Here is a 14394-nt window from a genome sequence, read left to right on the forward strand (position 1 = left end):
CCTCGTCTGCACATGCCCCCCAATGGACGCATACAAAGAAGCCGCAGAATAAACAGCAACAACAAAACAACCCCCCCGCCTTGGCGGGGGGCAAACGATTTTGGTCATGCTGCGACGGGACCTAATCGCTCTAGGCAAGTGGAGGAACAATGAAACACTATGTTCTCGGAAACGACCGCGCCCAACTGGCCAAATCGACGATTGACAGACAACACAGCATCGACGTTTTTTTGAACGAACCAGACGCCGAAGCTTCGGCAGAGATGGTTGTCGAATTCTTTCACGCTCTCAATGACCTAGTGGAAGATCACACTTACGTCGTGAACATTCGCTGTACCGCAACGGCATCGGCAGGTGATCCGCTGTATTGGTCAAGTCGCACAGCGATCTTCTGGGGCAATATTCGTGAGACTTGGCTAGACGAGAACCACGATGTAACGCGGCTTTCGCAGGTGCTTAATCTTGCAACCCGTTCGATACTGGTTGGCGGGGCCGTAATGCTGCTGGAGAAAGCCGGACGGGGCGACCAGCCCATTGCCGCCATCCATCCCAATTTCTCGGCCGCGGCGCGGGAAATTGGCCTTGCCGACTGTCATCGAAGCACCCGCCGATCCCCTGATGGGCGGGTCCATACCGCAGCGACCAAACTGAGCGCCCTGCGCCTGTTGGCGGAATTTGTTGCACTGGATCACGGAGAACACCTGGCCGAAACGCTTCGCAGCTATATTGGTATGACCGAGCCGAAACGTAGCTGTACAAGCCAACTTGGAACGCGACTTATTCACAGGTCGGGCGAAGACCCGTTGGTGCGCCAAGTGATCGAAAAGATGCTGAGCAACGTGGAAGATCCGCTGAAAATCTCCGATTTGTCGGAGGCACTTGGGGCATCTACGCGGCAACTGCAGCGGCGCTTTCTCAGCAAGACGGGTGTCAAACTGCTAACCACCTATCGCGAGTTGCGGTTGGAACGCGCCTACAGCCTTTTGCGTCACACTGACATGCCGCAGCTTGAGATTTCTGCAGCTACAGGCTTCTCATCCTCAGCCGCATTGGCGCGCGCGTTTAGAGATCAGTACAAGACGACGCCCGACGCCGTACGCAGCCGTCGCTTTGCCGGAGCGTTGTCGGTATAACCAACACCGCGTTGAATCGTTTTATCAAACCCGATCATGAGGGCTTGCCTGTCTTCAGTTCTTGGGATTTTCTGGCTTCATTCACAAACCACATGTCCGGGCTGGAATGAAACTTGAATTTCATCACATTAATTTTGTCTCTGATGATGTCGATCGGTTGCACCGCTTCTACACTCAAGTCCTTGGATTGGACGATATCCCGATCGAGAACTTCCCACGGCCAGATGAGACCGACGACAAAGGTTATAGCGGGAAGATCCGCTTTGCGACGGACGGTAGCATGCAAATGCACCTGGCGGAAAAGAACCTCGACGTTGCCTTCAAGCACGGGGAAACGATCAACCCGGTCGAGCGTGGCCACATTGCGTTTCGAACAGATGACATCGAAGCCTTCAAAAAGCTGCTGGACGACAATGGGGTTCCTTATTCGGACTACGGTACCGCCTTCGCGAAAGAGTGGCACCAGTTGTTCTTCCACGATCCCGAAGGCAATATAATCGAGGTACATCAAGCGCTTTGATCCAATTGGGAGGCAAAGATTGACACAGGCCGTACTCGTTGTCGACGTCCAACCCTGCTTTGACCCACCCCAGTGGCTGGTCGATCGCAGCCGGTTATTGGCGGCCAAATTTCCTACGGTCGCTACAGTCGAACACCATGATGAAGCCAAGGTTCCGTTTTTTCGACAGCTTGGGTGGAAGCCCCGATCCGTCGACGACAGCCTTGTTCAGGCGAACCGAGTTATTGTGAAATACGGCTATGGTCCGCCCCCGGAAGTAATCGACCAGTTTCACAGTTGGAAGGTCGACCGCGTTTTAGTCTGCGGCATTCAGGCCGATACGTGCGTGCTGGCTGCTGGTTTCGCACTATTTGACGCAGGCCTTCAACCGACCATAATTGCAGACACGGTTGTCGGGTCTTCGCTGGATCGTAGTGGCAAGCTGGGCGTAGACCTCTGGCGACATCATTTTGGTCAGGTGATTGAGAAGCATTCGGATATTTTTTGACGTCGCAATCCCTGTCCGTATTGGAGAGGAGAGACATAATGACCTCGAAACATAGTCTTAAACAAACCGCCCTCGCCATTATCGCGGTCGGACATTGCACAGCAACCTATGCGGAAAGCTTTTCACTAACTGGCCAGTATGAAGGGATTTATGCCTGCGACAGCACGACGGGCGGTGTGCCCTCAAGTTGGTCAGACCCGATGACCGCAGGAATTGTTCAGGACGGAGATCGCATCTCCATCGACCTGCTTTACACCGACAAACAAGAGCTTGGGGCGGAATACTCGCTTTACACGGGCTCAATTGCGCTGGACCCAACGGGCACGCTGGTAAGCGGGTATTTCGAAGCCTGCGGGGGGACTTTTCCATCGAAGGAATTAGCCCGGATATTCCCGGCCGCCACGGACTCATCATTCAGTTTTGCGGTGACCAGTGTTTGGTCCTCGGATCAGGTGCCAAATCTGCCGGGGCTGACGGTTCAATCCTGCACGTGGAGCCTGAAACGCGTGTCCTCGGAAACGCCCAAAGTCAGGCCGTGTGAAACAGCAGATCGCTAAGCGCGCAACCCATCTGGACTCATTTATTAAGGCCAGATGTTTAAATTGGATCCAAAATGCCCATATAGCCCCAATCTTATAACTTAACCGTGCCCGAGCGGGTGTTATCCACCCGGCAAGCCCCCAGAAAAACAGGATGGTCCCGATGAATTTTATTCTACGCGGTAGCCTGGTTACTCAAATCATCATCGGTCTTGTGGCCGGTGCTCTTCTCGCCACCCTTTGGCCATCGGCTGGCATGGCCGTCGGCTTGCTGGGCGATTTCTTTGTCGACGCGCTGAAAGCCGTCGCGCCCGTGTTGGTGCTGATCCTGGTCTGCGCCGCAATCACCAACCACAAAAAAGACAGTGAAGCCCGAATGGGACCGGTGGTGCTGTTGTATATCCTTGGCACTTTTGCGGCTGCACTTGTCGCTGTTGGGGCAAGCTTCATGTTTCCGGTCTCGCTGCATCTGACTGGCACGCCAGAGCTTATGAGTGCCCCGGAGGGACTGGCCGAGGTGGTGAAGAACATCCTTCTCAAGATTGTGGACAATCCGGTAAACGCGCTGGCACAAGCCAACTATATCGGCATCCTTGCCTGGGCCGTTGGTCTGGGGCTGGTTTTCCGCCATGCCAGTGACTCGACCAAGACACTGATGTCCGATCTGGACGGTGCTATCACCAAGATCGTATCCGTCATCATCCGTGTTGCCCCAATTGGTATCTTCGGCATCGTGTCCTCGACCATTGCCGAGACAGGCTTTGAAACGCTCGCCAGCTATGGCCAGCTTCTGGCTTTGCTGATCGGCTGCATGGCGTTCATGGCGCTGGTTGTGAACCCTTTGATCGTGTTCCTGCGTATTCGCAAAAACCCCTACCCGCTGGTCTTTACCTGCCTGAGGGAATCCGGGATCACAGCATTCTTCATGCGCAGCTCGGCCGCGAACATTCCGGTCAACATGGAATTGTGCCGCCGTATGAACCTTGATGAAGAGACTTATTCCGTCACCATCCCAATTGGTGCCACTATCAATATGGCGGGCGCCGCGATCACCATCACGGTGATGACGCTGGCAACCGTGCATACGATGGGTATTCAGGTCGACTTCTTCTCGGCCCTGTTCCTGAGCATCATCGCATCCATTGCCGCAACCGGAGCATCCGGCGTGGCAGGTGGGTCGTTGCTGTTGATCCCGATGGCCGCCAGCCTGTTTGGCATCGACAATGCGACGGCAATGCAGGTAGTCAGCATCGGCTTTATCATCGGTGTCCTGCAGGACTCGGCGGAAACCGGTTTGAACTCGTCAACCGACGTGCTGTTCACAGCGGCCGGATCGTATAAGCAAGGCGATCCTTATCCGCGTAAATTGCCGATGGAAGAAGTTCCTGCTTAAGCCGGACCTTATCTCTCTCCCACAACCGCAGTCTTAATCTGCGGTTGTGGATTCGGCTTTGACCCACCCGGCGGCGCGCATGGCCGATGTAAGCTCTTGAACCGGCGACGGATCAGCAAACACCCGGGTTTTCAAAGCTTCCAAAGGAAAATTCGGCCAAGTCTTAGCATAGACATCAGCCAACCTGCGTGCTTCGGCCCGGTCGCCTTTGTTCCAATGTGCCGCCATCAAATAAGCTGTGGAAATCGGTCCAAAGGGGCCTCCACGCGCGATTGTATCTTCGTAAGTTTGAATGGACCCCGCATAGTCACCCGTATGAAACTGAGCCGCACCCAGCGCGTTTCCCGCCACCGATCCGCCCCCTTGCTCGGCCATTGCTTGGTATCGAGCGGCATTCGAAAGTACTCGGTCGAAATTCAACGTGTATAGCGAAATCAGGGCGTCGAACTCGGCAATATGTGGATCATTGGGGGCCCTTTCAGTTGCCCGCTGCGTAAGATCGGTAGATTTGTCATAGTTACCGGCGGCAAATTCGAACCACGCACGCGCGGACAAAGCCCAAGGCGCGTCAGGGGCAAGTTCCAGCGCGTGGGCGCTGTTGTCGTTGGCGGCACCAAGCAATTCTTCCGCTCCGGGGTCCCAGAATTGTAGAATAGCCAACATCGTTTCGACTTGTGCCGCGCCCGCATACCCGCAGTAGTATAAAGGGTCTCGTTGTTTCGCGGTTTCAAAAACCAGCAAGGCAGGCCGCAGGCGCGACAAATCTACGACCGGAAAGATCAGGTCTCGCCCCGCCTTGCATAGGTTCGTTGCCTCGACGCGCGTAGGAGAGACATCGTAGATCGTAGACTGATCAGCAACGGGCCAGTTGGGTTCGCTGTCCCTCGAAAGGGAAAGGGTTAGATAAATACCAAAGCTCAAAGCAGCCGCGGCCAAAATTGCACACGCCAGAAATATATGCCGTTTGCTCCGACTTGGGCTTGAGCCGGCAAGGAACTCAGGCGCATAACTGCCAACGGGCAGTGAAATAACCACCTGGTCCGATGCGCCCTCGCCCCCATAATAGGCCTTAAGCTTGCGTCGCACCCGCCCTGCATCGACCCGTACCACCCCTTCACGTCTGGACAGGTCATCGGCGCCATAACCGTACACATCCATCGCAATCGTCTTGGCGCGAATTTCTTCAGTGCGCCCGGCCAGCGCCTCGGCCACCACATAAGACAGGAACGACTGCATTCGCGCCGACCCCTTGAAATCTTTCGACGCAAGCACCCGTTCAAGCGCAGCCTTGATCTGTTCCGTCGGGAACGATCCGGTGTCCTTGTGCGCGTTGTCTTCAGTTGAGGCAGTCAAGAACTATTCTTTCAAGGTAAGGACTTGGCGGCATGCTGCTACGGTAGCATGCGGCCTTTTACGTTCAAGAGATATTCTTGGTTCGGCATGGTTGAGGGGTGAAACAATCAACGGCCGCATTGTATGACCAGTGACGAATTTTTTGACGCACAGTTTCCGGGCACAGCGGATAAGCTGCGAGTTCTGCGCGCCCAAGACACGGAATTCGATCAGATTTGCGCAGATTATCACGAGGTCTTTTTGGAATTGGCCCTCGTACCGCAGGCATCAGGTCAAACGCAAACCCGTTACATCGTGGATCTGGCTGAAAGCGTCTCGGACTTGCGGAACTCGATTGAACGGCGATTGCAAGCTTCCAACGACATGAATGAGTGAAAGGTTGAACATGAAACTCCAAACCCTTCTTCCCCTTTTGATCCTCACCGCCAGCCCAGCGGTGGCTCAGGACACGCCAATCATCCATGACGGCGAATTCGAATACCTGCGCGCGCAGTTCGGTGAAACGTGGGAAGCGCAGGATGTTGAAATCGACGCCAAACTGGCCGAAATCCGCGCCGCCAATGGCGGCAAGCCGCCCAATCTTCTCTACATTCTGATTGATGACGTCAGTTTTGGTCAGATGGGCGACCGTAAGATGAACTACGTCATGGGGATTGAGACGCCGAACATCAACCAATTGGCCACTGAGGGCCTGTCTCTGATGCGGATGTATACTGAACCGTCCTGCACACCCACGCGAACCGCACTCCTGACGGGTCGTCATCCGGTGCGCGCCGGGGTGGAAGAGGTAAAGGTGGCTTTGGTCGGCGAAGGCCTTCCCGCGTCAGAGGTCACGTTGCCCGAAATCCTGAAACAAGCGGGCTACTCGACCACTCATGTCGGCAAGTGGCACCAGGGTGATATCGAACAATCTTATCCGCACAATCAAGGCTTTGACTGGGCCGCCTTCCCTCTGCACCAACAAGTTCAGCTGAGTCTCATGACCCCCGAGGCGATGCGGTCCAATGCCATGCTTGGTTATGTTCCTGAAGGCCAAAACAATCAGTTCCTTCTGGACGAGCGTTTCAAACCCTACGGCCTGGTCACCGGAGTTGAGGCCGAGAACGGCGGTTTGGCACGCGAAGTTGACATGTCGGCGGGCGAGGTTTGGACACAGGCAAAATACGAAGAGATGAACTTGCGCTATCAGAAACAAGCCATTGAGCAGCTGCAGCGTGTCGCCGCCGAGGATGAACCGTTTTTCCTACAATACTGGCCGCTTTACCCGCTGAACTTTGTCTATCCTGATCAGGCTATCTCACGGAATGGTGGGTTCCATGCGGACAAACTGCAACTGTTGGACGGCTGGATTGGTGACCTGCTGCAAGCGTTGGACGAAACCGGCAAAGCGGACAACACCATTGTGATCCTGATGGCGGACAACGGCCTGATGTATCACTATGAAGGCTCTTCTGGTCTGAACCAGCTGATCTATCGCGGCGGTAAGACACAGCACTTGGAGGGCGGCGTGCGTACAGATGCTTTCATTCGCTGGCCCAATGTAATCGAACCCAACAGCGCTGCCGGCGACATCTTTCACGTCTCGGACATTTACACAACGATGGCCCGGATTGCCGGAGCAACGGATCATATCCCACGCGATCGAGTGATCGATGGCATCGATCAAACTGCGCTGCTGCTGAATGGAGAAGGGCATGGGCGGCGCGATTATGTGTATGTCTACGAAGGCCCGGTACTACGGTCGGTGGTCAAGCAAGAGTTCAAAATGCATCTGCCTGCCCCCGGTCAACCCGGCGCCGCGGCCCCCACGTACAATATCTATCGTGACCCACGTGAAAAGCATCCGCTGGTTGGGTATTCGCTGTGGGCTGGGGCATCGTTTCAGGACATGATCAAACGCCACCAGAAAATGATTGCGAAATACCCCCACTCAGAGATTGGCAAAGGTCGGCCCTATGACGGGATCGAAAACTTACGACCCGAGTCGGAACTTACGCGCGATGTGTTCATGAGCTGGCAGTAACGCAGCTTCGTAGAAATTTCGGAACAAGTATCGTAATGTTTTAATGTGAGGTTAATCTGCGAAGGAAACCGAAGGGTGACCTGACAGCGGTAGGGGAGTACGGAATGGACTTGAGATGGTGGATTGCGGTGGCAGCAGGCTTTGTAACCGCGCCGGCGATGGCACAAGAAAACCCAATTCAACACGACGCGGAATTCTACATTCTTCAGGCACAACATGCCGAGCAATGGGCTCAGGATGATGCAGCCGTCAATGAAGCCTTGGCAGCGTTTCGAGAGGAAAACGGAGGTAAGCCCCCCAACATCGTCAGCGTATTGATTGACGACATGGGCTTTGGCGACATGGGCATTCCCGAACTGAACGCTGTGCGGGGATATGAGACACCGAACATCAACGATTTTTCGGATCAGGCGATGCGGATGGTACGGATGTATACGGAGCCTTCTTGCACGCCGACCCGAGTGGCGCAGATGACAGGACGGTTGCCAGTGCGGATGGGCATGGGAGACACCACAGTAGACATAGCTGGGTTTGGCTTACCGGGCGGCGAGGTCACTCTGGCCGAGGTTCTTAAACAGGCTGGCTATGCGACCAGCCACGTCGGCAAATGGCATATGGGCGACATTGCTGAAAGCTGGGCGATGAATCAGGGTTTTGACTATGCCCAGCACGCCATCCATCAGCAGGGCCAGCTTACTATCTTCAACGACGATGCGATCAAGGAACAAGTCTCGGTCGCGATCCGGGACTATGACGACAAATACACGCTGGACGATTGGTTCCGGCCAGATTCTGCGGCGATGATGACGGTGATTGAAGGCGAGACCGGCGGGCCCATCCGGGAAATCCGCATGGAGACTGGCGAACGCTGGAACGCCGCCAAATATGACGAAATGAACCAAGCGTTTCAGGACAAAACGCTAGAAGAACTGGAGCGCCTTGCGGACGGGGACGAGCCATTCTTCCTGCAATACTGGCCGATGATCCCGCTTGATAACACGCGCGCCGGACGATCAGGACCAGAAAGCGTGAATGGTGGTCTATATGTGGACAAGATGCAGTTGCTGGACCAGTGGCTGGGCGATCTTTTCGCACGTTTGGATGACCTAGGGCTTTCCGAAAACACTATTGTCGTGGTGATGGGAGACAATGGCCATTTCACCAAATACGCACCACAATCCGGGTTCACTCCGCTGATCTATGCCGGCGGTAAAGGGGACACCACCGAAGGCGGCGTTCGTGTCGATGCCTTCATCCGTTGGCCTGGCATGATCGAGGCCGACGGGCTGCTGAACAGCATCATCCATGTCTCGGATTTGTATACGACGCTGTCGCGCTTTGCCGGGGCTGATCAGTACATTCCCCGGGATCGTCTGGTGGACGGCGTGGACCAATCCGCCGCCCTGCTGTTTGCCGATGAATCCAAAGCGCGTCGCGATCACGTCATCGTCTATTCGGTAAACAAACCCGAGGCGATCGTGAAAGACCAGCTTAAGCTGAAGCTGCCGGGACCCGGGGAAAGCGCGATTTTGGCAAAGTTCTTTGATCTCTACCGGGACACGCGTGAGGAGTATTCGGTTTCGACCGAGGTCGGTGCTTGGGGCGGGCAAGAATTCGCCCGGATACTGGGTCGCCACATGGCCCGTAAAGAGAAATTCCCCGACACTACGCCCGCCTACGGCGTGCCTTACGAGGGGATCGAAAATATCCGCCCGGAAACTCAGCAAGCCGTCGACGCGTTCATGATCAAACGCGCCTCGCCACAACAATAACACCAAGCAGGAGGTGCAAATGGTCGGAACTTTACTCTTCGCCTTGGGCTTGATCGTCTCGCTCGGGATCGGCTTTGTTTATTTCCGCGATCTGGGCGACATCTCGCAAATGCTACTGAAGGTGAAGCGCGAGAATATGGTGCGTTTTATCCGGCACGAATATCGTTTGATCGGAGTGGGTTTAGGCGGCTTTGCTGTTGCGACGCTGGCACATTTCATACTTGGGGGTGGACCGTTCTGGTTGTGGGTCGTAACGACCCTTCTCGTGCTGTTTCTTTACGGGTTTCCCTATGTCTGGGTGCATCTGGGCCTGCGCAACCAGATGAATGAGGCTGCCTTCTTTCCAATCAGCGAGGCACAGAAATATGTCGGGCCCACAGCGCCTGTTCTGGTGATCGACAATAACGGCCATGCCCGCGCTCACCCGGATGCACAGATCATGCGCCCGCATCTGGCCGGAAGTGCTGATGGGCTGGGCGGAGAAGACGTGATCATGACCTATTGCGCGATGGCCAATCTCGGTCAGGGCTACGTTCCCCGGGTCGAGGGCAAACGGCTGGACCTTGAAGTTCTGGCCCAACACGGCAACAACCTGATCCTGCGCGACAACGAATCCGGCGAGCCGATCCAACATATCTATGGCTTCCGTGAAGCCGACCGTGACCCGAACCCAGACGGGTTGGCCTGCCCCCTACGCCCTGAGGCGCAGATGAAACCATGGCCGACCTATCGGATGACCTTCCGCGGGTTCCAAAAAGCCTTTCCTGATGGAGAAGTTTTTCTGAACAAGCCATCGCCCAACCCTCTGTTAAGGCTGCTGGACATGGTAACCGAGATCACTTTTGGCTGGGGTATCGGTCGCCAACATCAGGAAGATGCCCCGGTGATGGATAACATGGACCGGTCGGACGACCGGCTGCCCAACAAAACATATGTCTGGGGCATCACCATCGGTAAAGACGCGGCCTGCTGGACCGACGATTTTATCATCGACAACGACTGGCTCGTGAACGCCACTGTCGGCGGTCGTGATGTCGTCGTCAGTCTAGATCCGAAATACGAAAGCCTTGGGGTATGGTACAATGATAGTGGTCAACCCGCTTCCCGCTGCGATTTCTGGGGTGTATCGGATCAGGGTCAACTGCAGAGAGTTGAGACCCTGCGAGCGGGGGTCTTCTGGCACGTCTGGTCCGAGTTTTTTCCAGACACAGATATCAATCGCATAGGCCTTGGCGCTGGCAAATCAGACGACATGGCCGCTTAAGTTCCATTTGAACGATAAAAGAACATAAAAAGGGAGGGATAGAATGAAACCACTACGAGGAATAAAACTCGGCGCAGTCGCTACGGCCATGCTTGCATTTGCGACGACGGCAACCGCGCAGCAATCCGCGTGGTCCTACGAGGCGACGATCTATCTGTTCATGCCCGAAACCGAAACCAAACTGGACACCCCTGCCGGTACGCTGGATGGCACGTTGAGCTTTTCCGACGCGCTTGAAAATCTGGACTTTGCCTTCATGGGCACGTTGGCTGCAAGCAATGGGCAATGGAGTGTGCTGGCCGATTACAACTATACCAACCTCTCTTTCAGCAACACAGCGCCAGGACCGTTTGCAGGAGATTTGGACACCTCGGTTAAAACACAGTTCCTGACAGCACTATTGGGATACCGGGTGCGCAGCGATCAATCTTTGAACGTTGATTTGGCGGGCGGTTTCCGGTGGTACAGTACGGACACGGAATTCACCTTAACGTCCGAGGCGGGCCCCTCACGCAATAATGATGCCGATGCAAGCTGGGTCGACCCGGTCGTTGGCGTTCGCGCGCGATATGCCTTTTCCGACACTTGGAACGGAACGGCCTACGTCGACTATGGGGGATTTCGCAGTGGCAGCCAGACTTGGTCAGTTCTGCTGACCGCCGATTACGTCATTAACGACAGATGGGTGCTGAGAGGCGGATACCGGTATATTTCGTTCGAACACGATATAGACGGCAGTAATTACGAATTCGATCAATCCGGCCCGCTGATTGGCGCAACCTACCGGTTCTGACGGTCGAACCCAGTTTCAGGTTCTAACCGTGAGCACGTGCAGGCATGGCTGAAACTGTCTGCGCGCGATACCCAGTTGCATTGTCAAGCCAGCTCAGAAAATCCCGTGCGTTTTGCGTGATGCCAAGGCGCCCTTCTGGGACAGAAAGTACCCGTGCAAAGGCCACAAGTCTGGGGGCGACCTCTATCAGCAGTATTGCGCTTCCAACAACAATCGTCGCACTGACAAGTGGTGATGACGCCAGTTCATAGCTGTGTGTCGACGCGACCCAAAATGCAAACCCAAGACGCGTAACAGCGACCGCGTCAGTGATCCTCCGCAGACGCGGCAAAAAGTAGGTTGTAATCGCGGCTGCCACGACAACAGCCACCATGTAAATTAGGCCGATTATGATCGGAACAGGCATACCCCCGCTGGTGACACCCATGTGCGAGTACAAGACCGTGCCCGCCAAGAACGACAATATACCAATCAGCGCCAATCTGCGCCGCTCTAGATAGATATGTCGGAAAATGGTCTGCATCGATCAATTCCTCTCAAGAAGGTTTAGAACGAACTTGAAAGGTTAATTTGCGCCTGATCTGACAAAATGTGGGCAGAAGTAAGACTTTGCTCGAGGTGTGCGATCAGAGTTGAACGACTTTTCTAAACATCGCTTTCCACACGCAAAAACCAGTTCTTATGGCCTTTGCAGCGCATCTCAGAACGTCAAGGCAATCGTGATCGCTATACTGCTGGCCGACGTTTTAGCTTCTGTACGATTGAACTTAAGCGACGTGAGCGCCTGCGTACCAAACCGCGCGCCTATCGAGAATTCTTCAAATCAGCTGTCAGACGTTTCTAACCTTTTACTGCCTATTCGAGCCAGAGACTCTGAAAAACAATTCCCCAACGGACTGCCGACGCTGCCACCGCCCATGGTCATTCCAATCCTAAGCATCTGAACCCTTTATCCGAATCTTGAATATGTGGCATGCTCAGTTTCAGGTGATACCAGACAAAACTAAGTTTTGATTTGGCGCCTATGGCCTGGGAGGAGCCAATTATGAACCTTAGACCTGATCCTACTTTTCACGCGACTCCGAAACTTGCTATGGAGGCGCCCGCGGAAACGCTTGCCTTCACATTGATGCTCAGCCCGGACGGTTCAGAACCCGACGGTCTGGCTGTCATAGATGTTGATCCGAAATCCAAGACTTACGGCCAGATCGTCCATCAACTGATGATGCCAAATAAGGGCGATGAATTTCATCATTTTGGCTGGAACGCTTGTTCTTCTGCACTCTCGCCTTTGACCGGCCACGCGTTCTTGGAACGGAGGTACTTAATCATACCGGGCATCCGATCCTCGCGAATTTACGTGATCGACGTAAAAGAACCTCTTAAGGCGAAAATCCACAAGATTATCGAGCCGGAAGAAGTTTTCGCCAAAACAGGGTACTCGCGCCCACATACAATCCATTGTGGCCCTGAAGGTATTTACGTCTCAACGCTCGGCGGTGGCGGCGCGGATGGTACCGACGGACCTCCGGGTATTTTTATCATGGATTGCGAAACCTTTGATATTCTCGGTCGCTACGAGATGGATCGGGGCGAGCAAGACAAGCACTACGATTTTTGGTGGAACCTTCCGCGCGATTACATGGTGAGTTCGGAATGGGGGCTGCCACCGCAGTTCGAAAACGGGATAGTGGCCGAAGACTTGCTGTCGAACAAATACGGTCACAAGATTCATTTCTGGAACTTGCGCGAACGCCGCAACGTCCAAACCATTGATCTTGGCGAAAATCATCAAATGGCATTGGAAATTCGGCCAGCGCATGATCCGGCGAAGGATTACGGTTTTTGCGGTGTGGTTGTCGACACAACCAATTTGCAGGGTGCAATATTCACTTGGTGGCAAAAGGATGACGGGACTTTTGAGGCTAAGAAGACGATCACAATTGATCCAAGGCCGGAAAAGCCCGAGAACCTGCCACCGCTGTTGCAAGGCTTTGAAGCCGTACCGCCTTTGGTCACTGACATCGACCTAAGCCTAGACGACAAGTACCTGTACGTTGCGTGCTGGGGTCAAGGTGAAATGCATCAATATGACGTTTCCGACCCGATGAATCCAAAGCTGACCGGAAAGGTCGAGCTTGGTGGAATTGCACGGAATGCGAAACATCCGAATGGCAAAGGTTTTGCCTATGGCCCTCAGATGGTCGAGATCAGTCGGGACGGCAAGCGGGTTTATTGGACCAACTCGCTCTATTCGACATGGGACGATCAATTCTATCCCGATGATGAGGGCGGTCAGATGGTCATGGCCAACGTCGGAGAAAACGGCGGCTTGGAATTGGACAAAGACTTTTATGTCGAGTTCCCGAAGGGCTATCGCAGCCACCAGATCCGACTGGAAGGCGGAGATTGTTCAACCGACAGTTTCTGCTACCCGTCTGTCTGACGCGTGGATGGATTAAATACGGCAACAGCCCTTTGGTGGGCTGTTGTCGCCTCTGGAATATATCATGGGGTCAATCCGGGCATGGGTTGGCCCTTGGCCGTGTCTGCAGCGCTGATGGACCAGAGCCGCCATAGTCTTTTCAAGGCGTTGATCGCTCTGGCGACAGGACATCTTGTTGCGATGGCCGCCATATTGTTTCCCTTTACCGCCCTGCTTTTTCTCGCGGAGTGGCAGCGTGAAATTCAGATCGGCGCGGCGTGTCTTGTCATCGGGCTGGGCGTCTATCTGGTATTCAATCGCCGCCATCCTCGGTTTCTTGCGCGGGTGCCTCCATCTCGGCTTGCGCTGTGGTCGTTTTTGGCAGCAATGGCACACGGGGCGGGTTTGATGTTGGTGCCTATCTATCTTGGCATCTGCCGCACCATAGAAACCAATTCCGGTCATGCTGCCGCTTCTGATTTGATGACTGGAAACGCTCAAATCGCCATCGCAGTTGCCTTGGCCCACACGCTTGCAATGACTTTGTCAGGCGGTTTATTTGCCTTCGGAGTCTATCATTGGCTAGGCCTACGGTTCCTTTCCAAGAGTTGGTTCAATCTGGATTTGATCTGGGCATTGAGCCTGATTTTGGTGGGATCACTATCGCTACTGTTCGTTCACTGACACTGAAT

The 14394-nt window shown here is 54.5% G+C and carries 14 protein-coding genes; 12 read left to right on the forward strand and 2 right to left on the reverse strand.

What is annotated here, in order from left to right:
* Positions 1-149: 149 nt before the first annotated feature.
* The 5 genes from ACR0L3_RS19770 to sstT all read left to right on the forward strand — a co-directional run bounded on the left by ACR0L3_RS19770 (position 150) and on the right by sstT (position 4072).
* Positions 150-1133 carry a helix-turn-helix domain-containing protein gene (locus ACR0L3_RS19770; protein WP_480747494.1) on the forward strand — a complete coding sequence of 328 codons (984 nt, stop codon included), beginning with the start codon at positions 150-152 and terminating at the stop codon, positions 1131-1133.
* A gap of 106 nt (positions 1134-1239) precedes the next feature.
* Positions 1240-1653, forward strand: coding sequence for a VOC family protein (locus tag ACR0L3_RS19775; protein WP_480747495.1), 414 nt, complete (start codon positions 1240-1242; stop codon positions 1651-1653).
* 19 nt (positions 1654-1672) lie between these two features.
* Complete coding sequence (locus ACR0L3_RS19780; RefSeq protein WP_480747497.1) at positions 1673-2140, forward strand: isochorismatase family protein; 468 nt, start codon at positions 1673-1675, stop codon at positions 2138-2140.
* A gap of 38 nt (positions 2141-2178) precedes the next feature.
* Positions 2179-2697, forward strand: a complete 519-nt coding sequence (locus ACR0L3_RS19785; RefSeq protein WP_480747498.1) for a hypothetical protein — start codon at positions 2179-2181, stop codon at positions 2695-2697.
* Between the two features lie 145 nt (positions 2698-2842).
* Entirely contained in the window at positions 2843-4072 is a 1230-nt protein-coding gene (gene sstT, locus ACR0L3_RS19790) for a serine/threonine transporter SstT (protein WP_480747499.1), read from the forward strand.
* Between the two features lie 33 nt (positions 4073-4105).
* Here the strand turns inward: sstT and ACR0L3_RS19795 are convergent, their stop codons facing one another.
* A complete protein-coding gene (locus tag ACR0L3_RS19795; protein ID WP_480747500.1) occupies positions 4106-5425 on the reverse strand; it encodes a tetratricopeptide repeat protein in 1320 nt (439 codons plus the stop codon).
* 123 nt (positions 5426-5548) lie between these two features.
* Between ACR0L3_RS19795 and ACR0L3_RS19800 the strand changes: the two genes are divergently transcribed.
* The 5 genes from ACR0L3_RS19800 (at position 5549) to ACR0L3_RS19820 (ending at position 11277) form a co-directional block, all read left to right on the forward strand.
* Positions 5549-5800 carry a hypothetical protein gene (locus tag ACR0L3_RS19800; protein ID WP_480747501.1) on the forward strand — a complete coding sequence of 84 codons (252 nt, stop codon included), beginning with the start codon at positions 5549-5551 and terminating at the stop codon, positions 5798-5800.
* A gap of 10 nt (positions 5801-5810) precedes the next feature.
* The gene (locus tag ACR0L3_RS19805; protein WP_480747502.1) at positions 5811-7448 is read left to right on the forward strand and encodes a sulfatase-like hydrolase/transferase; all 1638 of its coding nucleotides are present in this window, start codon (positions 5811-5813) and stop codon (positions 7446-7448) included.
* A 104-nt stretch (positions 7449-7552) separates the two neighbouring features.
* Complete coding sequence (locus ACR0L3_RS19810; RefSeq protein ID WP_480747503.1) at positions 7553-9220, forward strand: sulfatase-like hydrolase/transferase; 1668 nt, start codon at positions 7553-7555, stop codon at positions 9218-9220.
* A 19-nt stretch (positions 9221-9239) separates the two neighbouring features.
* Positions 9240-10484, forward strand: coding sequence for a DUF3179 domain-containing (seleno)protein (locus tag ACR0L3_RS19815; protein WP_480747504.1), 1245 nt, complete (start codon positions 9240-9242; stop codon positions 10482-10484).
* A gap of 43 nt (positions 10485-10527) precedes the next feature.
* The gene (locus tag ACR0L3_RS19820) at positions 10528-11277 is read left to right on the forward strand and encodes a porin family protein (RefSeq protein WP_480747505.1); all 750 of its coding nucleotides are present in this window, start codon (positions 10528-10530) and stop codon (positions 11275-11277) included.
* 22 nt (positions 11278-11299) lie between these two features.
* Here the strand turns inward: ACR0L3_RS19820 and ACR0L3_RS19825 are convergent, their stop codons facing one another.
* Complete coding sequence (locus ACR0L3_RS19825; RefSeq protein WP_480747506.1) at positions 11300-11800, reverse strand: hypothetical protein; 501 nt, start codon at positions 11798-11800, stop codon at positions 11300-11302.
* Positions 11801-12322: 522 nt separating this feature from the next.
* Here ACR0L3_RS19825 and ACR0L3_RS19830 point away from each other — a divergent pair.
* Both ACR0L3_RS19830 and ACR0L3_RS19835 read left to right on the forward strand, forming a co-directional pair.
* Entirely contained in the window at positions 12323-13723 is a 1401-nt protein-coding gene (locus ACR0L3_RS19830) for a selenium-binding protein SBP56-related protein (protein WP_480747507.1), read from the forward strand.
* Positions 13724-13726: 3 nt separating this feature from the next.
* Positions 13727-14386, forward strand: a complete 660-nt coding sequence (locus ACR0L3_RS19835; protein WP_480747508.1) for a hypothetical protein — start codon at positions 13727-13729, stop codon at positions 14384-14386.
* The last annotated feature ends 8 nt before the right edge of the window (positions 14387-14394 follow it).

It is taken from the genome of Ruegeria sp. CK1, from assembly GCF_056536545.1.

Coding starts and splice junctions, on each gene's coding strand:
- sstT (WP_480747499.1), top strand. CDS start 2,843: ATGAATTTTATTCTACGCGGTAGCCTGGTTACTCAAATCATCATCGGT.
- ACR0L3_RS19825 (WP_480747506.1), bottom strand. CDS start 11,800: ATGCAGACCATTTTCCGACATATCTATCTAGAGCGGCGCAGATTGGCG.
- ACR0L3_RS19830 (WP_480747507.1), top strand. CDS start 12,323: ATGAACCTTAGACCTGATCCTACTTTTCACGCGACTCCGAAACTTGCT.
- ACR0L3_RS19805 (WP_480747502.1), top strand. CDS start 5,811: ATGAAACTCCAAACCCTTCTTCCCCTTTTGATCCTCACCGCCAGCCCA.
- ACR0L3_RS19820 (WP_480747505.1), top strand. CDS start 10,528: ATGAAACCACTACGAGGAATAAAACTCGGCGCAGTCGCTACGGCCATG.
- ACR0L3_RS19785 (WP_480747498.1), top strand. CDS start 2,179: ATGACCTCGAAACATAGTCTTAAACAAACCGCCCTCGCCATTATCGCG.
- ACR0L3_RS19775 (WP_480747495.1), top strand. CDS start 1,240: ATGAAACTTGAATTTCATCACATTAATTTTGTCTCTGATGATGTCGAT.
- ACR0L3_RS19800 (WP_480747501.1), top strand. CDS start 5,549: ATGACCAGTGACGAATTTTTTGACGCACAGTTTCCGGGCACAGCGGAT.
- ACR0L3_RS19810 (WP_480747503.1), top strand. CDS start 7,553: ATGGACTTGAGATGGTGGATTGCGGTGGCAGCAGGCTTTGTAACCGCG.
- ACR0L3_RS19815 (WP_480747504.1), top strand. CDS start 9,240: ATGGTCGGAACTTTACTCTTCGCCTTGGGCTTGATCGTCTCGCTCGGG.
- ACR0L3_RS19770 (WP_480747494.1), top strand. CDS start 150: ATGAAACACTATGTTCTCGGAAACGACCGCGCCCAACTGGCCAAATCG.